The organism is Bradyrhizobium sp. AUGA SZCCT0222 (assembly GCF_018130205.1).
GTDB lineage: Bacteria > Pseudomonadota > Alphaproteobacteria > Rhizobiales > Xanthobacteraceae > Bradyrhizobium.
Genome location: NZ_JAFCLX010000030.1, coordinates 1 through 24,180, shown reverse-complemented (window position 1 = coordinate 24,180; position 24,180 = coordinate 1). Strand labels below are relative to the sequence as shown.

Below are 24,180 nucleotides of genomic sequence, written 5' to 3'. Positions count from 1 at the left end.
CGCAACCATGAGCGTCTCCGAACCGTTCATCCGCCGGCCGATCGCGACCTCGTTGCTCGGGATCGCGCTGTTGATCGGCGGCGCGCTCGGCTACTGGGCGTTGCCGGTGTCGGCGCTGCCGCAGGTTGATTTCCCGACCGTGCAGGTCACGACGCAACTGCCGGGCGCAAGCCCCGACGTGGTGGCGTCGCTGATCACGGCGCCGCTGGAGCGTCAGCTCGGCCAGATCCCGTCGCTATCGTCGATGCAATCGACCAGTTCGTTCGGCGTCAGCCAGATATCGCTGCAGTTCGATCTCAACCGTGACATCGACGGCGCCACCCAGGACGTGCAGGCCGCGATCAATGCGGCGGCCGGCATCCTGCCCAAAAACCTGCCGTACCCACCGACCTATGCCAAGGTCAACCCGGCCGATGCGCCCGTCATGACGCTGGCGCTGACGTCGGACACCATTTCGCTGCGCGCGATGAGCGATATCGCCGACACGATTTTGGGCCAGCGGCTCAGCCAGATTTCCGGCGTCGGCCGCGTCGCGGTGCTGGGCGGGCTGAAGCCTGCGGTGCGGGTGCAGGCCGACCTTGCGCGGCTGGCTGCCTACGGCATTTCGATGGAGGATCTGCGCGCCGCCATTGCCGGGGCCAACGTCTCGGGCCCGAAGGGATCGCTCGACGGCGCGCAGCAATCCTACACCATCGCCGCCAACGACCAGATCGCGGCCGCGGAGGCCTACAAGCCGATCATCATCGCCTATCGCAATGGCGCACCGGTCACGATCGGCGACGTCGCCATCATCATCGACGGGCTGGAGAACGATCGCACCGGCGGCTGGTATCAGGGCACGCCGGCCGTCATCATCGACATCCAGCGGCAGCCCGGCGCCAATGTGATCGAGGTGGTGCGCCAGATCCGCGAGGAAATTCCGAAGGTGCAGCGCGCGATCCCGGCGGGCGTCAAGCTGACCATCGTCAGCGACCGCACCGTCACCATCCGCGCCTCCGTCCATGACGTGCAGTTCACGCTGATCCTTTCAGTGGTGCTGGTGACGCTGGTCGTGCTGCTGTTCCTGCGCTCGCTGCGCGCCACGCTGATTGCGGGAGTGGCGCTGCCGTTGTCGCTGATCACGAGCTTCGGGATCATGTATTTCGCGGGCTTCAGCCTCGACAATCTGTCGCTGATGGCGCTCACGATCGGCACCGGCTTCGTGGTCGACGACGCCATCGTGATGATCGAGAACATCGTCCGCCACATGGAAGACGGCGAGTCGGTCATGGAGGCCTCGCTGAAGGGCGCCAGCGAGATCGGCTTCACCGTGATTTCGCTGACGGTGTCGCTGATCGCGGTGTTCATCCCGCTATTGTTCATGTCCGGCCTGGTCGGCCGCATGTTCCGCGAATTCGCGCTGACGCTGACGATCGCGGTGGTGACGTCGGCGGTCGTCTCGCTGACGCTGACGCCGATGATGTGCTCGCGGCTGCTCAAGAACGTCCACGAGGAATTCGCCGTTCCGGGGCTCGCCGCCGTCAGCCGCTTCATCGATCGCACGGTAGAACTCTATCACCGCACGCTGCTGTGGGTGCTGCAGCGCCAGCGCGCCACGCTCGCCGTGACGTTCCTCACCATCGTCGCGACCCTGGTCATGTACGTGGTCGCGCCGAAGGGGTTTCTGCCGCTGCAGGACACGGCTTCGATCACGGCGGTGACCGAGGCCGGGCCCGACGTTTCCTTTGCCGAGATGCAAAGCCGGCAGATGGCGGCGGCCGCCGCGATCCAGGCCGATCCGGATGTGGTCGGCGTGGTCTCCGTGATCGGCGCAGGCTCGGTCAATCCGACCACCAATGTCGGCCGGCTGGTGATGACGTTGCGTCCGCGCGGCGAGCGGCACGACGACATCATGGTCGTGGTCAATCGGCTGAAGCAGCGCACGGCCTCGATCCCCGGCATGACCATCTATTTCCAGCCGGTGCAGGATGTGCAGATCTCGACCCAGTCGAGCCGCTCGCAATACCAGTATACGCTGACCGGCACCGATTCCGCCGAAGTGACCAAATGGGCCAACAGGCTCGTCGCCGAGATGCGGCGGGATCCGCTGTTCCGCGATGTCTCGTCGGAAGCGCAGGAGGGCGGCTTGCGCGCCGCGCTCGACATCGACCGCCAGCGCGCCGGCCAGCTCGGCGTCAGCCTGCAGGTCGTGACCGATACGCTGAACGACGCCTTTGCGCAGCGGCAGATATCGACCATCTACGGCCAGGCCAACCAGTACCGCGTGGTGCTGGAAGCCATGCCGATGTATCAGCGCGATCCTTCGATCCTCTCTAAGCTCTACGTGCCGGGTGTGGCGGCAACGCCGGGGAGCCCGGCCGGGCAGGTACCGATCTCGGCGATCGCGACGCTGACGCGCACCACCGCGCCGCTGGCGATTTCGCATCACGCACAATTCCCCGCCATCTCGCTCAGCTTCAACCTGGCGCCGGGTGAAGCGCTCGGCGACGCCGTCGAGGCGGTCAAGTCGATCGAAACCCGCATCGGCATGCCCGGCAGCATCGTCGGCGTCTATGCCGGCGACGCGGCCGAGTTCGCCAAATCGCTGGCCGGGCAGCCATGGCTGATCCTGGCTGCGCTGGTCACCATCTACATCGTGCTCGGCGTGCTCTATGAGAGCTACATCCACCCGATCACCATTCTCTCGACGCTGCCCTCGGCCGGCATCGGCGCCATTCTGGCGCTGATGCTGTGCGGCCAGGACCTGTCGGTGATCGGCCTGATCGGCATCATTCTTCTGATGGGCATCGTCAAGAAGAACGCGATCATGATGATCGACTTTGCCCTTGAGGCGGAGCGTCACAAGGGCATGTCTGCGAACGAAGCGATCGTGCAGGCCTGCCTGTTGCGCTTCCGCCCGATCATGATGACGACGCTGGCCGCCCTGTTCGGCGCGCTGCCGCTGGCGCTCGAAAGCGGCACCGGCGCGGAATTGCGTTTCCCGCTCGGCGTCTCGATCATCGGCGGATTGCTGCTCAGCCAGTTGCTGACGCTCTACACCACGCCCGTGATCTATCTGGCGCTCGACCGGCTCAACCGCAAAATCGACAAGGCGGTGCCGGAGCCGGGGCCTGCCGGGCCGCCGGTCGCCGGCGCCACCGAGGGGATGCAGTAATGGCATCGATCTCGATCTCGGAGCCCTTCATCCGCAGGCCGGTAGGCACCACGCTGCTGGCGATCGGGCTCTTTCTGGTCGGGGTCGTCGCCTACGTGTTTCTGCCGGTGTCGGCGGTTCCCAACGTCGATTTTCCGTCGATCCGGGTTTCCGCCACGCGCCCGGGCGCCGACCCCTCGATCATGGCGTCGACGGTTGCGGCCCCATTGGAGCGGCGGCTGGGGCAAATCTCGGGCATCGACCAGATCACCTCGACCAGTTCGCTCGGCACCACCAGCATCCAGCTGCAGTTCGCGATCGGCCGCAACATCGACCGCGCCGCGCGCGACGTGCAGGCGGCGATCAACGCCTCGCTGGCGGATCTTCCGAGCGACCTGCCGTCACTGCCGCGGTTCCGCAAGGCCAACCCGTCCGCGGCGCCCGTGTTCGTGCTGGCGCTGACCTCGAAGACGCTGACGACGAGCGCGATGTACGACGTCGCCGATACCGTGATCGCGCAGCGCATCTCGCAGGTGCCGGGAGTGGGCGAAGTCACCGTCAGCGGCGCGGATCAGCCCGCGGTACGGATCGCGCTCAACCCGGTCGCGCTGTCCAACGCCGGGATCGCGACCGACGAGGTCCGGCTGGCGATCGTCAATTCCAACCCGCTCGGCCCGGTCGGGATCTTCAACGGCGGCCGCCAGAGCGAGACGATCTCGACCAACAAGCAGATGCGCACGGCGGCCGAATTCCGCGACATCATCATCAAGAGCTCGGGGGGCAATTTCGTCCGCCTCTCCGACGTGGCCGAGGTGGAAGACTCCGTCCGCAACAGCCGTTCGATCGCCTGGTTCAACAAGCAGCCGGCGGTGCTGATCCAGATCACCAAGCAGGGCGACGCCAACGTCATCGATACCGTCGACCGGGTGAGGGCGCTGCTGCCGGAATTGCAGCAATGGCTGCCGGGCGGCGTCGAGATTTCGACGCTGGTCGACCGCACCGGCACCATCCGCGCCAGCGTGCTCGACATGCAATTTACGCTGCTGGCGACCGCGTTCCTGGTCATGGTGGTGGTGTTCGCCTTCTTGCGGCGGTTGACACCGACGATCGCCGCCGGCGTCTCGGTGCCGCTCGCGCTGGCCGGTACCTGCGCCGGGATGTGGCTTGCCGGTTTCTCGATCGACAATCTGTCGCTGATGGCGCTGGCGATTTCGGTCGGCTTCGTGGTCGACGACGCCATCGTGATGATCGAGAACATGTACCGCAATCTCGAGCAGGGCATGGCGCCGCTCGCCGCGGCACTGGAAGGCGCCAAGCAGATCGGCTTTACCGTGCTGTCGATCAGCCTGTCGCTGATCGCGGCCTTTACGCCGCTGATCTTCATGGACGGGATCGTCGGGCGGCTGCTGCGCGAATTCTCGTTGACGCTGACCTTTGCCATCGTGGTGTCGACCGTGGTCTCGCTGACGGTCACCCCGATGATCTGCGCGCATTTCATCAAGGAGGCGACTTCCGATCGTGCCACCTGGTTCGACCGGCTGGTCGAGGGCACGCTCTCGCGCACCGTGTCGTTCTACACCTGGACGCTGCGGCGGGTGCTGGAGTTTCCGTATCTTACCCTGGTCGTGTTCTTTGCCACCATCGCATTGACGGTGACGCTCTACATCAAGACGCCGAAGGGCTATTTCCCGACCGATGACAGCGGCTTCATCATCGGATCGACCCGTGCTTCCCCCGACATCTCGTTTCAGGCGATGCTCGGCCTGCAACAGCAATTGGCCGATATCGTCATGGCCGACCCTGCGGTCGCCGGTATCGGCTCCTCGCTTGGCAGCGGCGGCGGTCCCGGTGGCGGCGGCTCCAACCGCGGCACCATGTTCATCAGCCTGAAGCCGCCGGAGGAGCGGGCGGGGCAGTCGACTTCCGACGTGATCGATCGCCTGCGCCGGGCACTCTATCGCGTCGCGGGCATCCGCCTGTTCATGTTCGCCGCCCAGGATATAAGGACCGGCGGACGGCAGAGCGATTCCGACTATCAGTACACGCTGTCGAGCACCGACCTCGATCTGCTGCAGAAATGGGCCCCCATCGTCGGCAAGCGCATGGAGACCGTCGAGGGCATTACCGACGTGTCCTCTGACCGCGATCCCGGCGGGTTGCAATTGTCATTGGTGATCGACCGCAAGACGGCGTCGAGCTTGGGTGTTCGCGTCCAGGACATCGACAACGCCTTGAACAACGCGTTCGCGCAACGGCAGATTTCGATCATCTACACCCAGCGCAACCAGTACATGGTGGTGCTGGAGATCGACCCGAAATTCCAGGCCGATCCGTCGAACCTCGAACGCATCTTCGTCGCCGGCGCCAACGACGCGCAGGTGCCGCTATCGGCCGTCGTGCGCTATCAGCGCGGCCTGTCGCCGCTGGCGGTCTATCACTCGCAGTCGTTCCCCTCGACGACGGTGTCGTTCAACCTGCTGCCCAACGTGCCGCTGGAGGTCGCGACCACCAACATCCAGCGCGCGGTCGACGAACTGCATATGCCGGAGGGCATCCGCGGCAGTTTCGACGGCAATGCCGGCGACTTCAACAAGACCAGCGGGCGGCAGCCGCTGCTGATCCTCGGCGCGCTGGTGGCGATGTATATCGTGCTCGGCGTGCTCTATGAGAGCCTCGCGCATCCCCTGACCATCATCTCGACGCTGCCTTCGGCGGGGCTCGGCGCGCTGCTCGCGCTGCAGGTGACCAACACGCCGCTGACCGTGATCGCCTTTGTCGGGATCATCCTCCTGATCGGGATCGTCAAGAAGAACGGCATCATGATGGTGGATTTCGCGCTCGACGCCGAGCGCCACCGCGGCCTGTCGTCGGCGGACGCGATCTTCGAGGCCTGCACCGCCCGGTTCCGGCCGATCCTGATGACGACGCTGGCGGCCCTGTTCGCCGGCATTCCCCTTGTCATCGCGACCGGCCCGGGCACCGAGCTGCGCCGGCCGCTCGGAATCACCATCATCGGGGGATTGTTCGTGTCCCAGATCCTCACTTTGTACACGACACCCGTGATCTACCTTCTGATCGACAGGTTGCGGCGGCGATGGTCCGAACCGGCCGCAATCCAGGCGCCGGCGGAATAATTACCGGATCGGCCCTGAATTGTTGATGGGGTGGGCGGCGCAGCGTATAGCGGGCGGATGTCAAAACAATCCGAAGCCAAGGCCACACCTGACGCAGAAGAAGTGCCGGAGTGCGCCGATTGCGGCAAACCGCTGCCGTTGTGCATCTGTGACAGCATCACGCCGATCGAGAACAAGGTTTCGCTCCTGATCCTGCAGCATCCGCAGGAACAGGACCGGACGCTGGGTACGGCGCGCCTGACGGCGCTCCATTTTGGCGACGCCGTGCTCAAGATCGGCTTGTCCTGGCCAAGCCTCTCCAAGGCGCTGGGACGGCCGGTGGACGATCCCTCGCGCTGGGCGGTGCTGTATCTTGGTTCCGCCAAGGTCAGCGAGCTCGAGACCGAGAACGAAATCGTCGCGATCAACCGCAAGGGCGAGATCGAACCGCATCAGCGCGCCATCCTCGGCGATATCGAGGGCATCGTGCTGCTCGACGGCACATGGAGCCAGGCCAAGGCGCTGTGGTGGCGCAACGCGTGGATGCTGAAATGCCAGCGGGTGATTCTTGGGCCCAAGCGCGCCTCGCGCTATGGAAAGCTCCGCAAGGAGCCGCGTGCCGACGGGCTATCCACGATCGAGGCCGCGGCGATGCTGCTGGCGGGGCTGGAGAAACGGCCCGATATCGCCGAGACGCTCAACGGCAGTTTCGAGCGGCTGCTGACGCGTTATCGCGAGGTTCAGACCACCATGCCGGAACTCGCACCCAAGCCGAAGAAGCGCGATTATCGCCGCCGCAAGGGGGTTAAAGGGCGCGCCAAATAACGCTAGCGAAGGTTGCGAGCGGTCAGTAGAACCGCCGGGTTGTCTGTCGTCAAAGCCGAAAACATCAGCAGAAAGTACCGATGCAATCGCTTGAGTCGCAACATGACGAGGTTGTCGTCGGGCCAAGCGACCGCAATTTCGGGTTCACGATGGCCGCGGTTTTTTCGCTGATCGGCGGTTACGGTCTCTACCAGGGTTCGTCTCATGCGCCGTTCTGGCTGGGCGCCGCCGCGGTGTTCGCAGGCCTGACCTTGTGGCGCCCGCGGACCCTGAACCCCGCCAACCGGGCATGGCTGAAGCTCGGGCTACTGATGTATCGCGTGGTCAACCCCGTCATCATGGCCTTGCTTTTCTTTGGCACGATCCTGCCGATTGGGCTGGCCATGCGCCTGTTCGGCAAGGATTTCCTCAATCTCGCCAGGGATCGTTCATCGTCGACCTATTGGCTGCCGCGCTCCGATCCGAGACCACCATCGCAATCCATGCGGCAGCAGTTCTAAGGTCTGCCTGATGTCGTGCCTGCACGAGCCATTTGCCTCTCCGGGATCGCTTTTTGGTTCGCGTGATGCCCTAATGGAAGGATTGCCGGCCGTGAACAACGGCTCAGCGCTGACGCCGTTCGTCTGTACCCTGTTTTGAGTGGCGACGTGCGCATCCTCGGCATCTCGGCATTCTACCACGACAGCGCCGCGGCTCTGCTGGTGGACGGCAAGATCGTCGCCGCTGCGCAGGAAGAGCGCTTCACGCGCAGGAAGCACGATCCGAATTTTCCGGCCGCCGCGATCCGTTATTGCCTGTCGGCGGCGGGCATCAGCGCAAGCGAACTCGATCACGTCGTGTTCTACGAAAAACCGTTCCTCAAATTCGAACGCCTGCTCGAGACCTACCTTGCCTTCGCGCCGCGCGGCTTTCAGTCGTTCCGGAAGGCGATACCGGTCTGGTTAAAGGAGAAGCTGTTCCAGAAACGCCTGCTCCGCGACCATCTCCTGGAGATCGACGGCAGCGTCGATTGGGAAGCGAAACTGCTGTTCGCCGATCATCACCAGAGCCACGCGGCCTCGGCGTTCTTTGCCTCGCCGTTTGCCGAGTCCGCGATCCTGACGCTGGACGGCGTCGGCGAATGGACTACGACGTCGGCCGGCTACGGCAGGGACAATACGCTCGACCTGACGCGCGAGATCAATTTCCCGCACTCGGTGGGGCTGCTTTATTCGGCCTTCACCTATTACACCGGCTTCAGGGTCAATTCCGGCGAGTACAAGGTGATGGGCCTCGCGCCCTACGGCGAGCCGAAATATACCAAACTGATCCTCGACCATCTCGTCGACCTCAAGGACGACGGCAGCTTCCGGCTCGACCTGCAATATTTCGATTATTGCACCGGCCTGACCATGACCAACGGGCGGTTCGACAAGCTGTTCGGCGGCAAACCGCGCAAGCCGTCCGAGCGCCTGGACCAGCGCCACATGGATCTGGCCGCTTCCGTGCAGCAGGTGACGGAAGAGATCGTGCTGCGGCTGACCCGCAGTCTGGCCCGCGAGGGGCAATCGGAGAATCTGTGCCTGGCCGGCGGCGTCGCACTGAACTGCGTCGCCAACGGAAAAATCCTGCGTGAGCGCACCTTCAAGAACATATGGGTGCAGCCTGCCGCGGGCGACGCCGGAGGCGCGGTCGGCGCGGCGCTGGCGGCGTATTATCAGTTTGCCGGCAAGACGCGGGCGGCGCCCGCCGGCGATGCCATGGCGGGCGGCTATCTCGGGCCGTCATTCGCGCAAGCCGAGATCGAGCAGCGCCTGGCGCAGGCGGGGGCGGTGTTCACTGCGCTCACCGATGTCGCGCTGATCGAAAGCACCGTCAAAGCGCTGGTTGCGGAGAAAGCAGTCGGCTGGTTCCAGGGACGGATGGAATTCGGCCCGCGCGCGCTTGGGGCGCGGTCGATCCTCGGCGATCCCCGCTCACCGAGGATGCAGAGCTCGCTCAACCTGCGCGTCAAGTTCCGCGAAAGTTTTCGTCCCTTCGCGCCGGCCGTGCTGCGCGAGGATGTCGCCGAATGGTTCGAACTCGACGGCGACAGTCCGTACATGCAGATCGTCGCCGATGTGCTGAAGAAGCACCGTCGGCCCGCCAATCCCGGTGATGAAAAGCTGTTCGGTATCGAACGGCTCAATATCCCGCGCTCGGACATCCCGGCCGTGACCCATGTGGATTATTCGGCGCGGATACAGACCGTGCATGCCGACACCAATGCGCGCTTTCATGCGCTGCTGACGGCCTTCAAGGCCGAAACCGGGTGCCCGGTGCTGGTCAACACCAGCTTCAATGTCCGCGGCGAGCCGATCGTGTGCACGCCGGAAGACGCCTTCCGCTGCTTCATGGGCAGCGATATCGAAGTGCTGGTGGTCGGCAATTGCTTCCTGCTCAAGGAAGATCAGCCGGCGTCGCTGAAGCTCGACTACAAGAATGCGTTCGAACTCGATTGATCGAACAGCGAGGCGGATCGCGCGTTTCGGAAATCCACGGATTTGGAGTTGCAGAACTTTGTCGATGGGGAAACGAGGAAGGTTGCCTAACCCATTGGCGGGCTGTATTGATCCGCCCCGATGGGGCCACGTGGCGGAGTGGTTACGCAACGGTCTGCAAAACCGTGTACACCAGTTCAATTCTGGTCGTGGCCTCCATCCATATAATCAATAACTTAGATCGATTATATGAGAGGCCGGACGAACTTCAGGCCGTCGTCAGGCTCAGGCGCTTAGCAGGAGGCGTACCAGCCTTCAGGAAACGGAACCAGCGGCCAAGGGGCGCGGTTGTCGTTGGCGGGGCGCGGCGTTCGACGAAAGGGCAGGGTCTGGGCCACGAAATCATCCTCCGGTACGGGCGCAATGGCCGTTTTCACGGCGTCCAGCAATAGGTCGAACTCAACTTCGCTCATCGCGCTCTCCGGGGTTCCAGAGCGCACGTTCTCAAAACCGATTTGTTTCCAGATTGAACGGATCGATCCAATTTTATCGATCGGCCAATCGCGGCAAACGTAGTTACTAAATGGTTGATTCCCCGAGGGGCACGGTAGACCCGAACGCCCAGCATAAAGTGTGAGAAAAATCACATTCCACGAAAATTATTCCGCGTATTCGGTCGGATGACGTCCGTGCTGTCAAGCCGGGCCGACCAGGGAGATGCGGACATGAAGACGCACGTGGCGCGAGTTGGAGCGGTACGCAGCCGGGTCCGCCGCGCTTCGATGGTCGGTCTGTTCCTCGCGCTGTTCGCAGCGGGGTCGGCTAACGCGCAACAGGGCACGCCTGAGCAACGCCGGGCCTGCACGCCCGACGTCTACCGCCTGTGCGCCGGCGAAATCCCCAACGCGCGCGCCATCACCGCCTGCCTGCGCCGGCAGAAGGCAAGCCTGAGCCCGGCCTGTGCGGCGGTGTTCGAGCAGTAGCCAGCTGCTGCACCGGCCCCCAGGGCGCGACGTCCGTTCCCTTTACGAAGCGGGATCATTTCCTTAGATGCGATGAAAACTTCGCATTCAGGGAGCGATGCCGTCCATGAAAGCCACTGGATTGAAGGGCCCGCTTGCGGGCAAGGTCGCGCTGGTCGCAGGCGCCACCCGCGGCGCCGGCCGCGGCATTGCCGTTCAATTGGGAGCGGCGGGAGCAACGGTCTATGTGACCGGGCGCACGACGCGACAGCAGCAATCGGAAATGAACCGGCCGGAGACGATCGAGGAAACCGCCGATCTGGTGAATGCGGCCGGTGGCCACGGCATCGCGGTTCAGGTCGATCATCTCGAACCCACGCAGGTGCAGGGCCTGCTCGATCGCATCGCATTCGAGCAGGGCGCCCTGCATATCCTGGTGAACGACATCTGGGGCGCCACCCGGATGGAGTGGAACAAGCCGGTCTGGGAATCCTCGCTCGACTATGGCCTGCGTACACTCCGCCTCGCCATCGATACCCACGCCATCACCAGCCATTTCGCCGCGCCTTTGCTGATCAAGACACGCGGCGGATTGGTGGTCGAGATGACTGACGGTACCGACGCCTACAACGCCGCGAACTACCGCGTTTCGTTCTTCTACGATCTGGCCAAGGCCGCGGTGAACCGCATGGCCTTCGCTTTAGCCCATGAACTGGCGCCGCACGGCGGAACGGCTGTTGCGCTGACGCCGGGCTGGCTGCGGTCGGAAGCCATGCTCGATGCCTACCGCGTCACCGAAGCGAACTGGCGCGATGCCACCAAGGTCCAGCCGCACTTTGCGATATCGGAGAGTCCGGCCTTCGTCGGCCGCGCCGTCGCCGCACTTGCCGGCGATCCCGACGTGGCGCGCTGGAACGGAAAATCGCTGTCGAGCGGGGAACTGGGGAAAATCTACGGCTTCACCGATCTCGACGGCAGCCGGCCCGATGCGTGGCGGTACGTCGTCGAGGTCCAGGACGCCGGTCGGCCCGCCGACGTCACCGGCTATCGCTGACTTGCCAGTGCTGACTTGCTAATTCTGACTCGGGCGCGGCCGGTCATCACATCTCCAGCGCCGCCAGATTCTTCGGCAGCATCCGCTTGAACAGCGTCAGCATGCGCGCAGCTTGCTTCGGCTCCAGTGCGATCGCGTGGCGCACGGCGGCTGCGATCAGCGTCATGACCAGTTGCGAAAACGACGCCAGCGCGGGCGAGGGCGCGTCCGGCGCGATCCGCCGCAGCGCCTCGTCGAGCAGACCGGCGAGATAGGCACCGTCTTCCTCGTCAAGTTTTTGCAGCGCCCGGTCGGCCTGGGTGGCCTGCCAGATGTCGCGCATCACGGGTTCGTCGATGAACATCCGGTAGTAGCTGTCGACAATACGGCAGAGCGCCGGATGCAGGTCCCGGGCGCTTTTTACCGACGCCAGATCGCGGCGGACGCAGTCTCGGCCAACGGCGTTGTAGCGTTCCGCCAGCGTGCCGATGATCGCGGTCTTGTCCGGAAAATACTGATAGAGCGAGCCGAAGGCCACGCCGGTCCGCTCCACAATGTCGCTCATCCGGAACGCTTCGCTGCCCTTCTCGGCCATGATTTCCGCTGCACTTTCAAGGATGCGCTCGAACCGCTCGCGGCTGCGTTGCTGCGTCGGGACCAGCCGCGCCAGGCCTTGCGCGCCAGCATCCGCCTGGCCCGGTCCGGTCTTCCTCTTCACCGCCATAATGCACCCCATTCAAAAAGCCCTTGACCAAATCAATACGAGAACTTATCGCATTTTACAAATACGAGATCTCCTCGTGTTTAATGAAAGGGAATTCCGATGTCGCAACTCCCGATCCTGGTCATTGGCGGTACGGGCAAGACCGGCGCGCGCGTTGGCGCGCTGCTGCAGGCGCAAGGCGTCGCCACCCGCCCGGTTTCACGCTCCACTTCCGTGCCGTTCGACTGGAATGATCCGCAGACCTGGCCTACCGCGCTGGACGGCGTATCCAGCGCCTATGTCACCTATCAGCCGGATCTGGCGGTGGAGGGATCGACCAAGGCGATCACCGAACTCAGCCGGCTCGCGCGCGAAAACCGGCTGCAGCGCCTCGTGCTGCTGTCGGGCCGCGGCGAGCCCGGCGCGCAACGCGCCGAGACGGCGTTGCAGGCCTCCGGCGTGCCATGGACCATTGTCCGCGCCAGCTGGTTCAACCAGAATTTCTCGGAAGGCTATCTGCTCGACGGCGTCAAGGCAGGCGAGGTCGCGTTGCCGGCGGGCGCAGTGCTTGAACCCTTCATCGACGCCGACGACATCGCCGACGTGGTGGTGGCGGCGCTCAACGACGAGCGTCACGCCGGCAAGCTCTATGAAGTGACGGGCCCGCGCGCGCTCACTTTTGCACAAGCCGTGGCCGAGATATCGACCGCCGCCGGCCGGCCGATCGGCTACCGGCAGATCTCACCGGAAGCGTTTGCCGCCGGCATGCGGCCGTTCGTCCCTGAAGAGATCATCGCTCTCATGGACGAACTCTTCACCGTCGTGCTCGACGGACGCAACAGCCGCATTGCCGATGGCGTCGCGCAGGCGCTTGGCCGTCCGGCCCGCGATTTTGCCGATTATGCCCGCAGGACCGCGGCGACCGGCGTCTGGAGGGGATGACCATGCTTCAATCTGTTATCACCGGACTGCTGTGGTTTTCCGCGATCGGCTGCGGTTTGATCGCGGGACTCTACTTCGCCTTCTCGACCTTCATCATGACCGCGCTCGGTCGCATCGGTCAGGTGCCAGGCATCACGGCCATGAACGCGATCAACGCCGTAATCGTGCAGTCGCTGTTTATGCCGCTCTTTGTTGGGACCACGCTTGCGAGTCTGCTTTTGGCTGTTGCAGGCCTGCTTCGCTGGGGTGAGCCGGGCGCGATCGCGATGCTGGCCGGCGGCGTGCTCTATGTGATCGGCATGTTCGTATGCACAGCCGTCTTCAACGTGCCCCTGAACAACGCGCTGGCCGCCGTCGAACCCGCAAGTACCGAGGCCGCACCGCTATGGGCGCGCTATCTGACCGACTGGACGCTGTGGAACCATGTCCGGACGATTTCATCCACGCTGGCGTGTGCGCTGTTCATCTGGACGATCGCGGTGAGATAGGTGTGGGGCGGCACATGGCGGATCAGTGACGATCAACCTTGTGTACCGGGGTGCAATATTACCGCTGCGTAGCGTCGCATGAACGGGAGATCGATCCGCCGATCCATTGGCGAGGAAATGGCGGAGCAAAACCAGCGCGTGTTCCGAACGACAGCTTTCAAAGTACACGTACCGATGTTACGCTTCTGGACTGACAACCATTTCCACTAAAAGACTTTTCGATAAAAAGAATAACTGGCGCATCGACCGTTGACCAACAGGGTTCTGCTGGGGGCAGAAGTTGGGCGGCGATCAATCAATTTCCAATGCCTTCGTCTTTCCCCCGGGGACTGGAGGCAAGCTGCGGACGCGCGGACGCAATGGGGATCGTTACTTCGAAAGCTGATCGCGAAATTGGCGTCGTCTACCGTGACGACGGGCTCCAGGCCGTGCCCGCAACCCATGCACTGGTGATCGGCGTCGGCCAGTATGCGTCGAAAAGCTTGTCGCCGGTGAGTTCTCCGCCCGCTTCCGCGCGGTTGGTGACGGAATGGTTTCTCGACGGAACGCGCGCGGAAACGCCCGGTGGTTTCGATAATCCGGCAAAGCCGCTCGGCAGCCTCAGTGTCCTGTTGTCGGAACTTCCGGAAGGTGCGCGTTCTCAGGTTGCCGGTGCGGATGTCCCGCGGGCGACATTCGAAAACGTCCAGAAGGCAGTGTGGGACTGGATCGATCGGGCTGGGTCCAATCCGGATAACTTCCTGTTCCTGTTCGTATCGAGCCATGGTGAAAGCTTTGGCCGGCGCACCGCATTCCTGCTGGAGGATTACGGGACGAACAAGCGCAACGCGACAGCGGGGATGTCGGAGGTCGAGCAGTTCGTCGAGGCACTGGCAAATGTTGACGCCAATGAGCAATTGCTGATCTTTGATTGTTGCCGGACACCGACCCCGCTGGCTCTCGGGTTCGACAAGGAGTTTGGGACAAAGCTGATCGAGCCGGTGGCCAGTGGTGGCCGCAAGCGTGCACATGTCTTGCGATCCACGGGACTAGGCGGCGAAGCCTATGGGCTCAAGCAAGGCACTATTTTCGCAAACGTATTGCTGGATGCGCTCAGAGGCCTCGCGGCTGCGTCGAATGAGAACTGGATCATCGACAATTACGTTCTGGCCCGCACTGTCGCCCGTCTGTTGGAGCTGCACGTGCGCGATGGTCAACCGCTGCAGCAGCCGGATATGCAACTCAACGCACCTTTTGTCGTCAGCGCTGTGCCGCCGACAAATGTTGCTTCGGTTTTCGTCTCGCTGGCACCGGGACACAAGTTCTCGACAAGCCGTTTTCAGGTGATGGATGGCACCACCGTGCTGCAAGAGGTCGCCGGGACCAGCGGCATTGAATCGTTCGTGCGCCTGCAGTTACCCCAGTACCAAGTTCGCAAGATCGTCGCGTTTGACGCCAACGACGCCATAATCGGCGAAACCCGGATTGAGCCGGTGCCGCCCGTGGCATTCAGGCAACTTCCCGAGCAGGTGAGGGTGAGCCGCGCACCCGTTGCGAAGGGCATCGGCAAGGATTCGAGGAAGGGGAAGGTCGTCTTCTCCATTGCTGCTGCTGCCGGGACACCGGTGCCCAAGCGCCTTGTTGCCGTGATCAGGCCGCGCGGAGTCCAAGCAGCCAAACCTCTGATGATTGCAGTTCCGGCAAGCCCAGACGAGGCGGCCGTCGAGATCGAACCCGGCTGGTATGACATCAGTCTCGGTGTGTCCGATAGTCAAACGCTCTCCAGCGAGGTTCAGGTGAAGGCCGGAGCCACGGCTACGGTGATGTTGCAACTGCCGGTGCCGGTGCCCGGGACACCTCCGCGAATGGCACCCGCTATGGCCAAGGCGGCCGGGCCTGCGAGAAGGGGGGCGAAAGCCGCTTTGGAAATATCCGAAGCCGACTTACGTGCGCGGCTGACGCAACTGGGTGCCAGTGAAAAACAAATCGTCGGCAACGGATCGCCTGTGGCGGATGTCTTTGCTGCGCCGATACCCTTGTCCTTCGCGCAGGTGCTCGCAGCGGATCGTGGTATCGCGGCTGGTGGCGCGACCGCTCCAGCACCGGTGCAGCTCAAGGCCGAGACGAGCAATGTTTTCGCCATCCAGGACAGCGTGTCCCGCCGCTTACCTGATCGAGACCGAGCGCCCGCCGTACCCACCCCCGACGACCAACCCGTCTGGGTGGCGGCCATCGGCAGGGACTGGCACGAAATCGCGGCGATACCGTCCCTCGGCGCCCAGGGCAAGTTTCAAAACGATCCCGCAGGCAAACGGGACAGCTGGACGCCTGTACTGGTTGTTGAACCTGACCCGAAAGCCTCCGGCTCCCACCTCGCCGTGGTTGTCGACACGCGCCAATGGGCGGGGCTGCTGGCGTTCCTGGCGCAGCGCGATTTCGAGCTCAGCGCAATCGCGCTGAGAGATATCCTGGCGAATAACAGCGCCAAAACCGCGCTGGTGCTCAAGGTCAAGAATCCGTTGGCCGCCACCGCCGGCGCATTGGTCGCCGTCGCGACCAATCAACTCGACCAATTGAAGATTCCCGAAGCCTGGTTGCGCAACCTCGCGAACTGGTTTCCGCAACTGCCGGACGGTCCGGTCATCCTGGCGCGGCATCTCATGTCGCAGGGCGGCAAGGATGTGGCGAAGCGCGCGGAAGCCAAAGCGCTTCTGCTCGACGCGTATCGCCGCGGCGTCCCCGTCTTTTCCCTGTCGATAGACTGGCTTGCACAGGGGTTGGCCGATTTCGCCGGCGATCCTGACGTGGCAACGCCGGCCAAAACCATGTGGCGCTTTGCACAGCTCTGTGACCCCGCCCGTGCCTTCACGGTGCTGCGGATTCCCGTTCAACCGAGGTCAGCGCCATGAGTGTTTTTCGCCTCGTGATGCATCCGGCTTCGGAAGGCGACGCCTTGACGCTCAGCTGGGGCGAGGAGGGCAAGCTCTTCCATGCCCTGATCGATCTGGGACGTACCCGCGATTACAAGACGTTGCGGCCGACCTTGAAACAAACCGGGCAATTCGAGCTTTTCACCATCAGTCACATCGATGCCGATCACATCGCCGGCGCGATGCCACTCGTAAAAGAATCGAGTGCACCTTTCCAGCCGCGGGATGTCTGGTTCAACGCCTGGCATCACCTCAAGAACGCAGCCGCCCGGCTGGAACGCGCAGAGGAACTGGAGTCTCTAAGCGCCAAGCAAGGCGAAAAACTATCAGTCGGAATCGTTCGTTTTCGCTGGCCGTGGAATTCCGCATTCGGGTCGAACGGAATTGCTTCGATCGCTAGCCCGCAAGGGCAACATCCAATCGATCTCGCCGGCAACCTCAAAGTGACCCTCGTTTCGCCAGGCGACGAGGAACTTGCGGCCCTGGAGCCGGTCTGGATGAAGGAGCTCGAGCTGGCCAATCTCCGGCCGCTCGATCCCGACGATCAAGACGAACAACCGGACAAGGAGTCCGGCGAACTCGAGGTGCTTTCACGCGTGAACGTGGAAGCGCTGGCAAAGAAGCCGTTCGTCGAGGACGCGGCCGAGCCGAATGGATCGAGTATCGCGTTTCTTGCCGAGTTCGGCGGGCGACGGGTGCTGCTCGGAGCCGACGCCCATCCGGGAGTGATCGAACGGCGTCTTCGAAAGCTCGGTTACAGCGAGACAAACCGGCTGAAGCTGCACTTGTTCAAGCTCTGCCATCACGGCAGCAAAGCCAACACCTCACCGACCCTGCTGAAGATCATCGACTGCGTGAACTTCGCGATCTCCACCGACGGCACCAAGCACGATCATCCGGACGGCGAAACGATTGCGCGCATCCTCGTGAACGATCCATCGCGGCACAAGACACTCTACTTCAACACACACCAGAAGCACGCAACCGTCTGGAACAAGGACGACCTGAAGGAAAAATACAAATATTCCTGCGAGATCCCGCCCAAGGACGAGCCGGGGCTGACCATCGATATCCGAAATCTGTAATCGCGCGACTGCGACGTGAGCCACCTTAGCAACTTCACGAGGCAAACATGCCGGAAAAGCGAATCGCTCTGGTGATCGGCAATGCCGAATACGAAATCGCGACCACTCTCCAAAACCCGGTCAACGACGCTGACAAAATGACCGAAGCGCTCGATCGGCTGGGTTTCGACGTGAGGGCTGTACGCAATTGTACGATCAATGAATTTCACAAGGCGTTTCGTGATTTTTCACAGGACATCGGTGGCGCTACGGTGGCGCTTTTCTTCTATTCGGGCCACGCGGTTCAATATGATGGCGAAAACTATCTTATTCCGGTGGATGCAGGACTGGAGGGGCCGGAGGACCTTGATCGGCTGGCATTCGCGGTCACGCCGCAACTCGCTGCCATGCGCAGCAGGGCCGGTGTCAGTCTGGTGTTCCTCGACGCCTGTCGCGACGATCCCTTCAAGGTCCAGGAGCGAGGTGCGGTGCCAGGCACGAAAGGGGTTGTGGTCAAGCAGGCCGGATTGAAGGCGATCGCGTCGACGGAATTGAAAGATGCCCTGATCGCATTCGCTGCGGAGCAAGGTCAAACCGCCACCGAGGGAGACGAAGGAGGTTTGAGTCCTTTCACCATGGCGCTGGTAGAGCATATCGAGACGCCCTATCTGGGAGTCACCGAAATGATCCGGCGGGTAAAAAAATCGGTGCGCGAAGCGACGGGCGGAAAGCAGGTGCCGTGGTCGAACGATTCCCTGACGAGCGAATTCTACTTTAGCACGCAGCTAAGAGCAGGCGTGCGTGTTCCCCCGGGTTGGCCCGACGTTGGCGGATTGATGTCGCTTCCTACGGGTGTTGCGCTCCCATTGGCTGACAAGGATGCGAAGCCCCCATCGGGGGATGAAGATACGAATACGGTACCGGCTCAACCTGTCGTCGAAGTATGGAGTCTGGCCGCAGCAATCGAATCCACGGCGCGGAAGACCGGTCCGCTTCTGCTCGGCGGTATGTCGACTGCAGTCGCGTTTGTACTCATGCTCGTCAGCAATATTCTCCATCTTGGGTGGATAACCTATCAGGGCAAGCAAATCGGATTCATGGCCGCGCCGAATTGGTCGGTCACCTATACGCTTCTTTTCCCTTTCTACCTTTGCTTGTTTGCCGCGCTGACCGAGCGCGTCAAGGTTACGCTGGCGAGCCTTGTCGAGCAACGGCTGGTGGTGGACGCAAAAGGACGGCCCATTACTGAAGGAGTATTCTTTGCAGCATGGAAACAGGCGTTACGAAAAGTTTCGCTGTTGCTCTGGATCATGCTGGTCATCATCGCTATCCACGCCGGCAATGAATGGGTCCAAACCTGTCTGATGCCGTTTTTCGGCGGCAAGGTCAGCGTCATCGACTGGTCCACATATGCAACGGTCGATAGATCGATCCCCGCGACCGCATCGATAGCGTTCTCGTTCATGGCCTATTTCTACATGGCGGTTGCCCTGTACGTTTACCTGGCCATCCTCGTCTATGCGGCGACCATTTGTTTTTTCTTGAATACCGTCGCCGATCCCACGGGCGAATTTCGTCTGGTCTTGCGCGACGCCACGTTCGGAAAGCGTTTTTCCGATATCGGCATGATTATCTTTTGTTCCGCAATCCTGGGATTGGGTGCAGGATTCTTGATGCGGCTCCAGGCTGTTTATCTCGTGACGAATTATTCGATCGTCACGGATCTCCTTTTCAGCGATGTGTTGAGCTGGATGGGACGACTGCCTCCGGACAGCAGCAAATCGATCGCCGACACCTTGGCCGTGCCGTCATCGTGGACCGGCTTGGTGGAAATCATGTTCACGCTGCTGATGGTGTTTGCTGCATGCTTTTTTCTTTACAGCACCTTGGCAAAAGCGAAGCAGTACTTTTTGGACAACATCAGAAAAGACCAATGGCGCCTGACGATGGGAATCGAGCACAGCAAACAGGAAGTCCTGGATATTAGTCGGCAGCCGTTTATGGCAGCCGTGTTCCCGATGTACAAACATCTCGGAGCAATCCTGGTTGGCTCTGTCGCAACCGGGATTTTTATCGGTTACGGCAGCATCCCACTGGTAACGCTGGCTTATGTTGCCGTCATTATTGTTTTGTTGCCGGGGCTCAGAAAGCGCTCCATGGACGATCAATTGGACGGTGCAGGCAAAGGCGGTCCGTCGCTCTGATCACTTGCACTCCGAACGCCGCCGCCCGCGCCGGAGCGCATTTGCCGGGAGTTGCCCTGCCAAACTGACAAGTTGAAAGTCGCTGGAATTACGGATGTCCTATTTCTCGTCTCTCGATCAGTGGGATGAAGCGAAAGCCGCACAGGACGACGCGGCCAAACTTGTGGAACATGTCGCGTTGGGAGCCTCGCTGGCGTTCGATGAAGCCCCTGACAGCGCCGGCTTGGCGGTTCTCCAGCAACTTGTTCTGAAACATTGCAGCCGCGCGACGGAGTTCTATGCCTCGCCGTCCAGGCCAAGCGAGCACTTCCGGTTTGACGGGGATCTGCTCACATTTCAAAGCGCGATCGCGACCGAAACGCCGAACAGCGATCTGGTGCGCGCGCGCGTCATGGAGTCGAAGCGGCAGCGATCGGCGGTGATCATAGTTCCGCACTGGAGCGCGCCGACCTGGGGTTACCAGAACCTGGCAGGGTATTTCGCCCGGCTCGGCCTTACCGCCGTCGAATTCGCGCCGCCGTATCACGGCTTGCGGATGCGGGAAGGGTCCCTCATTTCGGATCATTTCCTGAGTCCGAATCTCGGGCGGACGATTCGCTCCGTGCGTCAGGCCGTGATCGATACCAAGGATGTCGTGACCTGGCTGAGACAGCGCGGCCATGACCGGGTCGCCGTGATCGGTTTTAGTCTTGGGTCGTGCATTGCGGGATTGGCGGGTGCTTTTGATCCGCGCATCCGTTGCACTGCTTTGCTTCTGACCGCTGGCGATTTCGCCGACGTGGTATGGAGCGGCCGCGCCACGCAGCACATTCGCCGCGCGGTTGAGCCCGCAATGACGCTCGATGAACTCAAATCCGTGTGGTCGATCATCAGCACCGGAACGTTCGCCAGGGAGCTCGGGCGCTGCGGTCACGACACCCTGATTTTCTCCGGCACCCGAGATACCGTGGTCAAACCCCATCTGACGCGGGAATTCATCGAGCGTCTAAGGCACTGCAAGGTGGATTATCGATGGATGCGACTTCCGTGCGGGCACTACTCGCTGGCGCGGGCGCCGTTCAATGTTCTGATGTTCGTGCGGTTGCTGCACTTTCTCTTCCGTTGCGGATTCTTCAAGCGGCCTTGATTGCGGTGAGACAGGGCGACACGCGTCATCAGTGCTTTGGGGCGTTCATTCGACCTTTGGACGGCCGTCAACACTAGAGCTTCGGCGTGGTTGAAGGCATAGTGTTGCAACCGCCATTAACGGCGGAAATGACAAAGGGGGCGTCGCATGAGGATTTTCCCGATACTCGCGATTGGTTTGGCTCTGGCACTAGGCGCATGCGGGAGGGATCCTGGGCCCAAGGGCGATGCAGGTCCGCAGGGTCCGGCCGGCCCTCAAGGGGCGCAAGGCGTGCAGGGTATCGCGGGTGCGCAGGGCCAGCCCGGCGCACAAGGGCCTCAGGGCCCTCAGGGCGCGCCGGGTGCCAAGGGTGAGCCGGGCCCCAAAGGTGACAAGGGTGACGCGGGTCCCAAGGGCGACGCAGGCGTCGCCACCGTCCGAGCCGTTCAGGCCGACGCTGCGGTAAGCTGCGAATCGACGGAAATTTTGGTGTCGGTGTTCTGCCCGGGTGGCGGCGCCGCTGACGGCGCCAAATGCGGGACGGCACCGACCGTTGGTTTGTGCCTGCGAAAGCCATAAGCCAAGCCGGACTCTTGATTTCCGAACCCGCCGGTGCACGCCGGCGGCTTCGATTTGGCTGATCTCGGTGAGGCCATCTCAGCGAGAATGAACGATCGCCGGGCAAATATGAGATTGGATGCTGGCGCTCCGGGCTGGAGTCGCCAGCGAAGTGGGCAATCTTTGCGTAGGTGACTTCAGCGTCACAATTTCATTTGCGAGCACCTAGCAGCTCACTGCTGTCATCTGTGACGAAGCGCGCTTAATCCTCTCGTGTTGCAAGGAAAGCGAAATCCCTCGTTGGGCCGTTTGCAGTTTCCGGAGGAGCCCGCGGAGTGGCAAATACGAGCTGTGCTGCTTTCAATCGCTATTTCGAGGTACCTCTTTCGCCGCTTGCGTCCGTAGTCTTACGGTCGCTCAATTTAGTTCAATCAATCCATGTCGCGTTCATGTAGACGGTAATGAGAACTTGCGACAAGTTGCACTCATTGAGTTAAGGGACGGCCTCGCGAATAGCAGCACGAATGAATGACGTCTGCGACTTTGTCTCTGATCAAATCAAGAGACGCGACAAAAAAAATTTTCGAACATGCGCGGTCCTTTCAGACTCGACATGAATAGGGCAGGGATTATGGCGTTCGTAGTAAATTCACAATAGTTCCAGATTCTCTCTAGTGTCAGCGCGTTTGTGTAGATCGCGCGCCGAAGGTCGGCGGTCTCTTGTGAGTTGCCTTTCGAGTGCGATCGCACCTGCTCTGCGTTAGCAGAGGAGTGAGCCGTGGGTCGCGTTGCGTTCACTAAAAAGACAGAGGCAGTCGACTGGTTCGAGATCGAATCGTGTCACCAGGAAAATTCTGGTTGCCGCTGTTCTGGTTCTCCGGTCGGACCGTCGATCACTCCATCAAATGATCCACCGGCATTCGCTTCAGACGACTCCGTCGTTTCGTTGCCGTCTCATCAAGACATCCTTCGAAATTGCCAGGCCGCAGTCGCGACATCCATCTTGTCGCAGGGGCAAACCACCCGTTAGTCGCGCGAATTTTCACAAGCAGGATTCTTCACTAACTTGATATTGGAGCATCAATGGCAAGCGCCAGCGGCACCACCACACTTACAGGCACCAGCGGCAACGACAATTACGTCGGCGGGTCAGGCAACGACACGTTATCCGGTAGCGCTGGCAGCGATCGCCTTAACGGCGGATCAGGGGCCGATACGCTTGATGGCGGCAGTGGTTTTGACACCGTCCTCGGTGGGTCAGGCGCGGATACGCTCATCTATCGAGCGTGGGAAAACCAATACAAGATCGGTAGCCAGGTCTACGGCGTAGGGACTACGGTCGGACAAACGGCCTTTTCCGGTTACGACATTTACGACGGCGGCAATGGCAATGCTGCCCAGGGCACTGCCGAAATCGATAGGCTCGTTATCTATTTGAGCAACGCGCAGTTACTTAATGCGACTTTTATGGCGGCGTTGAACGCTGAAATCACGCAATTTCAGGCCTTTATTGCCGCAAACAAGAACAAGAATACCGGTCAAGCAGGCCAGGCAGAATTCACGTTCACGAGTATCAATCTCAAAGTCTCGGCGATCGAGCAGGTTGCTTTCGCTGTCGACCCCACTTCTCCGGTTGGCGTCAACGATACCAATGGTGCCGATGTCGTGCGAGAGGCTGGCGTTGGCCCAGGGAATACATCGTTTCCCGGCGACTCCTCGGCTGCAGGGAATGTGCTGCTTAATGATACGGATTCCGGCGACTGCCATGCGTCGCTGGTGGTGTCGGCGGTCCGGACCGGTCCGGAATCCGGATCGGGAACTGCCGGCACGGTCGGAACTGCATTGGTGGGCACCTATGGCTCACTGACCTTGAATGCCAACGGCAGCTACTCCTACAACCTCAACAACAGCGATACGGACACCAACGCGCTGGCGGTCGGGGTCACAGTCACGGAGGCGTTCACGTACACAGTTCGTGACCCGGACGGGCTTACTGATACCGCGCAGTTGACCATCACGATCACCGGCACCAACGACGCGCCCGTCGCGGTCGCCGATACCAATGCGGGTGATGCGGTCGCCGAGTCCGGCGTCAATCCCGGCAACACGCCGTTCGGCGGCGATCCGTCCGCCACCGGCAACGTGCTCAGCAATGACACCGACGTCGACACCGGGGCCACCAAGACGGTTGCGGCGGTGAACGGCTCGGCCGGCAACGTCGGCAATGCGGTTGCCGGCACCTATGGGTCGATGACGATCAACAGCAACGGCAGTTACACCTACACGCTCAACAATGCAGATCCGGACACCCAGGCGCTGGCGCAGGGCGTGCTGGCGAGCGAGGTGTTCACCTACACGGTGACCGACCAGTTCGGGGCGACCTCGTCGACGACGCTGACCATCAACATTACCGGCACGAACGACGGGCCCGTCGCGGTCGCCGATACCAATGCGGGTGATGCGGTCACCGAGTCCGGCGTCAATCCCGGCAACACGCCGTTCGGCGGCGATCCGTCCGCCACCGGCAATGTGCTCAGCAACGACACCGACGTCGACACCGGGGCCACCAAGACGGTTGCGGCGGTGAACGGCTCGGCCGGCAACGTCGGAAATGCGGTTGCCGGCACCTATGGGTCGGTGACGATCAACAGCAACGGCAGTTACACCTACACGCTCAACAAT

Annotated in this window: 16 protein-coding genes and 1 tRNA gene; 15 read left to right on the top strand and 2 right to left on the bottom strand. The window is 61.9% G+C overall.

The genetic code is table 11. The features are described 5' to 3' along the window. Positions 1 to 7 precede the first annotated feature (7 nt). From JQ629_RS24010 to JQ629_RS23985, 6 genes are all read left to right on the top strand, one after another. Positions 8 to 3,154 carry an efflux RND transporter permease subunit gene (locus JQ629_RS24010; protein ID WP_212414757.1) on the top strand — a complete coding sequence of 1,049 codons (3,147 nt, stop codon included), beginning with the start codon at positions 8 to 10 and terminating at the stop codon, positions 3,152 to 3,154. Beyond that, positions 3,154 to 6,267 carry an efflux RND transporter permease subunit gene (locus JQ629_RS24005; protein ID WP_212414756.1) on the top strand — a complete coding sequence of 1,038 codons (3,114 nt, stop codon included), beginning with the start codon at positions 3,154 to 3,156 and terminating at the stop codon, positions 6,265 to 6,267. Before JQ629_RS24010 ends, JQ629_RS24005 begins: the two co-directional genes overlap by 1 nt. 57 nt (positions 6,268 to 6,324) lie before the next feature. Further along, positions 6,325 to 7,071: a tRNA-uridine aminocarboxypropyltransferase gene (locus tag JQ629_RS24000; RefSeq protein WP_212414755.1), complete on the top strand. Its 747-nt coding sequence runs from the start codon at positions 6,325 to 6,327 to the stop codon at positions 7,069 to 7,071. Between the two features lie 80 nt (positions 7,072 to 7,151). Further along, a complete protein-coding gene (locus JQ629_RS23995; RefSeq protein WP_212414754.1) occupies positions 7,152 to 7,571 on the top strand; it encodes an SxtJ family membrane protein in 420 nt (139 codons plus the stop codon). 147 nt (positions 7,572 to 7,718) lie between these two features. After that, positions 7,719 to 9,551 carry a carbamoyltransferase family protein gene (locus tag JQ629_RS23990; protein WP_212414753.1) on the top strand — a complete coding sequence of 611 codons (1,833 nt, stop codon included), beginning with the start codon at positions 7,719 to 7,721 and terminating at the stop codon, positions 9,549 to 9,551. A gap of 124 nt (positions 9,552 to 9,675) precedes the next feature. After that, positions 9,676 to 9,749, top strand: a tRNA-Cys gene (locus JQ629_RS23985). Between the two features lie 74 nt (positions 9,750 to 9,823). On the opposite strand, the gene JQ629_RS23980 is transcribed toward JQ629_RS23985, so the two are convergent. Beyond that, positions 9,824 to 10,003 carry a hypothetical protein gene (locus tag JQ629_RS23980; protein ID WP_212389300.1) on the bottom strand — a complete coding sequence of 60 codons (180 nt, stop codon included), beginning with the start codon at positions 10,001 to 10,003 and terminating at the stop codon, positions 9,824 to 9,826. Between the two features lie 252 nt (positions 10,004 to 10,255). On the opposite strand from JQ629_RS23980, the gene JQ629_RS23975 reads away from it, so the two are divergent. Both JQ629_RS23975 and JQ629_RS23970 read left to right on the top strand, forming a co-directional pair. Further along, positions 10,256 to 10,513, top strand: a complete 258-nt coding sequence (locus JQ629_RS23975; protein ID WP_212414752.1) for a hypothetical protein — start codon at positions 10,256 to 10,258, stop codon at positions 10,511 to 10,513. A 106-nt stretch (positions 10,514 to 10,619) separates the two neighbouring features. Next, positions 10,620 to 11,546 (top strand): SDR family oxidoreductase, encoded by a 927-nt coding sequence (locus tag JQ629_RS23970; RefSeq protein WP_212414751.1) that lies wholly within the window; start codon positions 10,620 to 10,622, stop codon positions 11,544 to 11,546. 46 nt (positions 11,547 to 11,592) lie between these two features. On the opposite strand, the gene JQ629_RS23965 is transcribed toward JQ629_RS23970, so the two are convergent. Continuing rightward, the gene (locus tag JQ629_RS23965) at positions 11,593 to 12,249 is read right to left on the bottom strand and encodes a TetR/AcrR family transcriptional regulator (protein ID WP_249135242.1); all 657 of its coding nucleotides are present in this window, start codon (positions 12,247 to 12,249) and stop codon (positions 11,593 to 11,595) included. A 99-nt stretch (positions 12,250 to 12,348) separates the two neighbouring features. Between JQ629_RS23965 and JQ629_RS23960 the strand changes: the two genes are divergently transcribed. From JQ629_RS23960 to JQ629_RS23925, 7 genes are all read left to right on the top strand, one after another. Further along, on the top strand, positions 12,349 to 13,170 hold the full coding sequence (locus tag JQ629_RS23960) for an NmrA family NAD(P)-binding protein (RefSeq protein WP_212414749.1): 822 nt from the start codon (positions 12,349 to 12,351) through the stop codon (positions 13,168 to 13,170). A gap of 2 nt (positions 13,171 to 13,172) precedes the next feature. Then, complete coding sequence (locus JQ629_RS23955; protein ID WP_212414748.1) at positions 13,173 to 13,658, top strand: anthrone oxygenase family protein; 486 nt, start codon at positions 13,173 to 13,175, stop codon at positions 13,656 to 13,658. 359 nt (positions 13,659 to 14,017) lie between these two features. Next, the gene (locus tag JQ629_RS23950) at positions 14,018 to 16,546 is read left to right on the top strand and encodes a caspase family protein (protein WP_212414747.1); all 2,529 of its coding nucleotides are present in this window, start codon (positions 14,018 to 14,020) and stop codon (positions 16,544 to 16,546) included. Further along, positions 16,543 to 17,652, top strand: coding sequence for a ComEC/Rec2 family competence protein (locus tag JQ629_RS23945; RefSeq protein WP_212414746.1), 1,110 nt, complete (start codon positions 16,543 to 16,545; stop codon positions 17,650 to 17,652). Before JQ629_RS23950 ends, JQ629_RS23945 begins: the two co-directional genes overlap by 4 nt. A 47-nt stretch (positions 17,653 to 17,699) precedes the next feature. Continuing rightward, positions 17,700 to 19,835, top strand: a complete 2,136-nt coding sequence (locus JQ629_RS23940; RefSeq protein ID WP_212414745.1) for a caspase family protein — start codon at positions 17,700 to 17,702, stop codon at positions 19,833 to 19,835. A gap of 94 nt (positions 19,836 to 19,929) precedes the next feature. Next, positions 19,930 to 20,961: an alpha/beta hydrolase family protein gene (locus JQ629_RS23935; RefSeq protein WP_212414744.1), complete on the top strand. Its 1,032-nt coding sequence runs from the start codon at positions 19,930 to 19,932 to the stop codon at positions 20,959 to 20,961. Positions 20,962 to 22,581: 1,620 nt separating this feature from the next. Then, positions 22,582 to 24,180, top strand: a 1,599-nt coding sequence (locus JQ629_RS23925) for a beta strand repeat-containing protein (RefSeq protein ID WP_212414742.1), incomplete at its 3' end; no start/stop codon positions are given.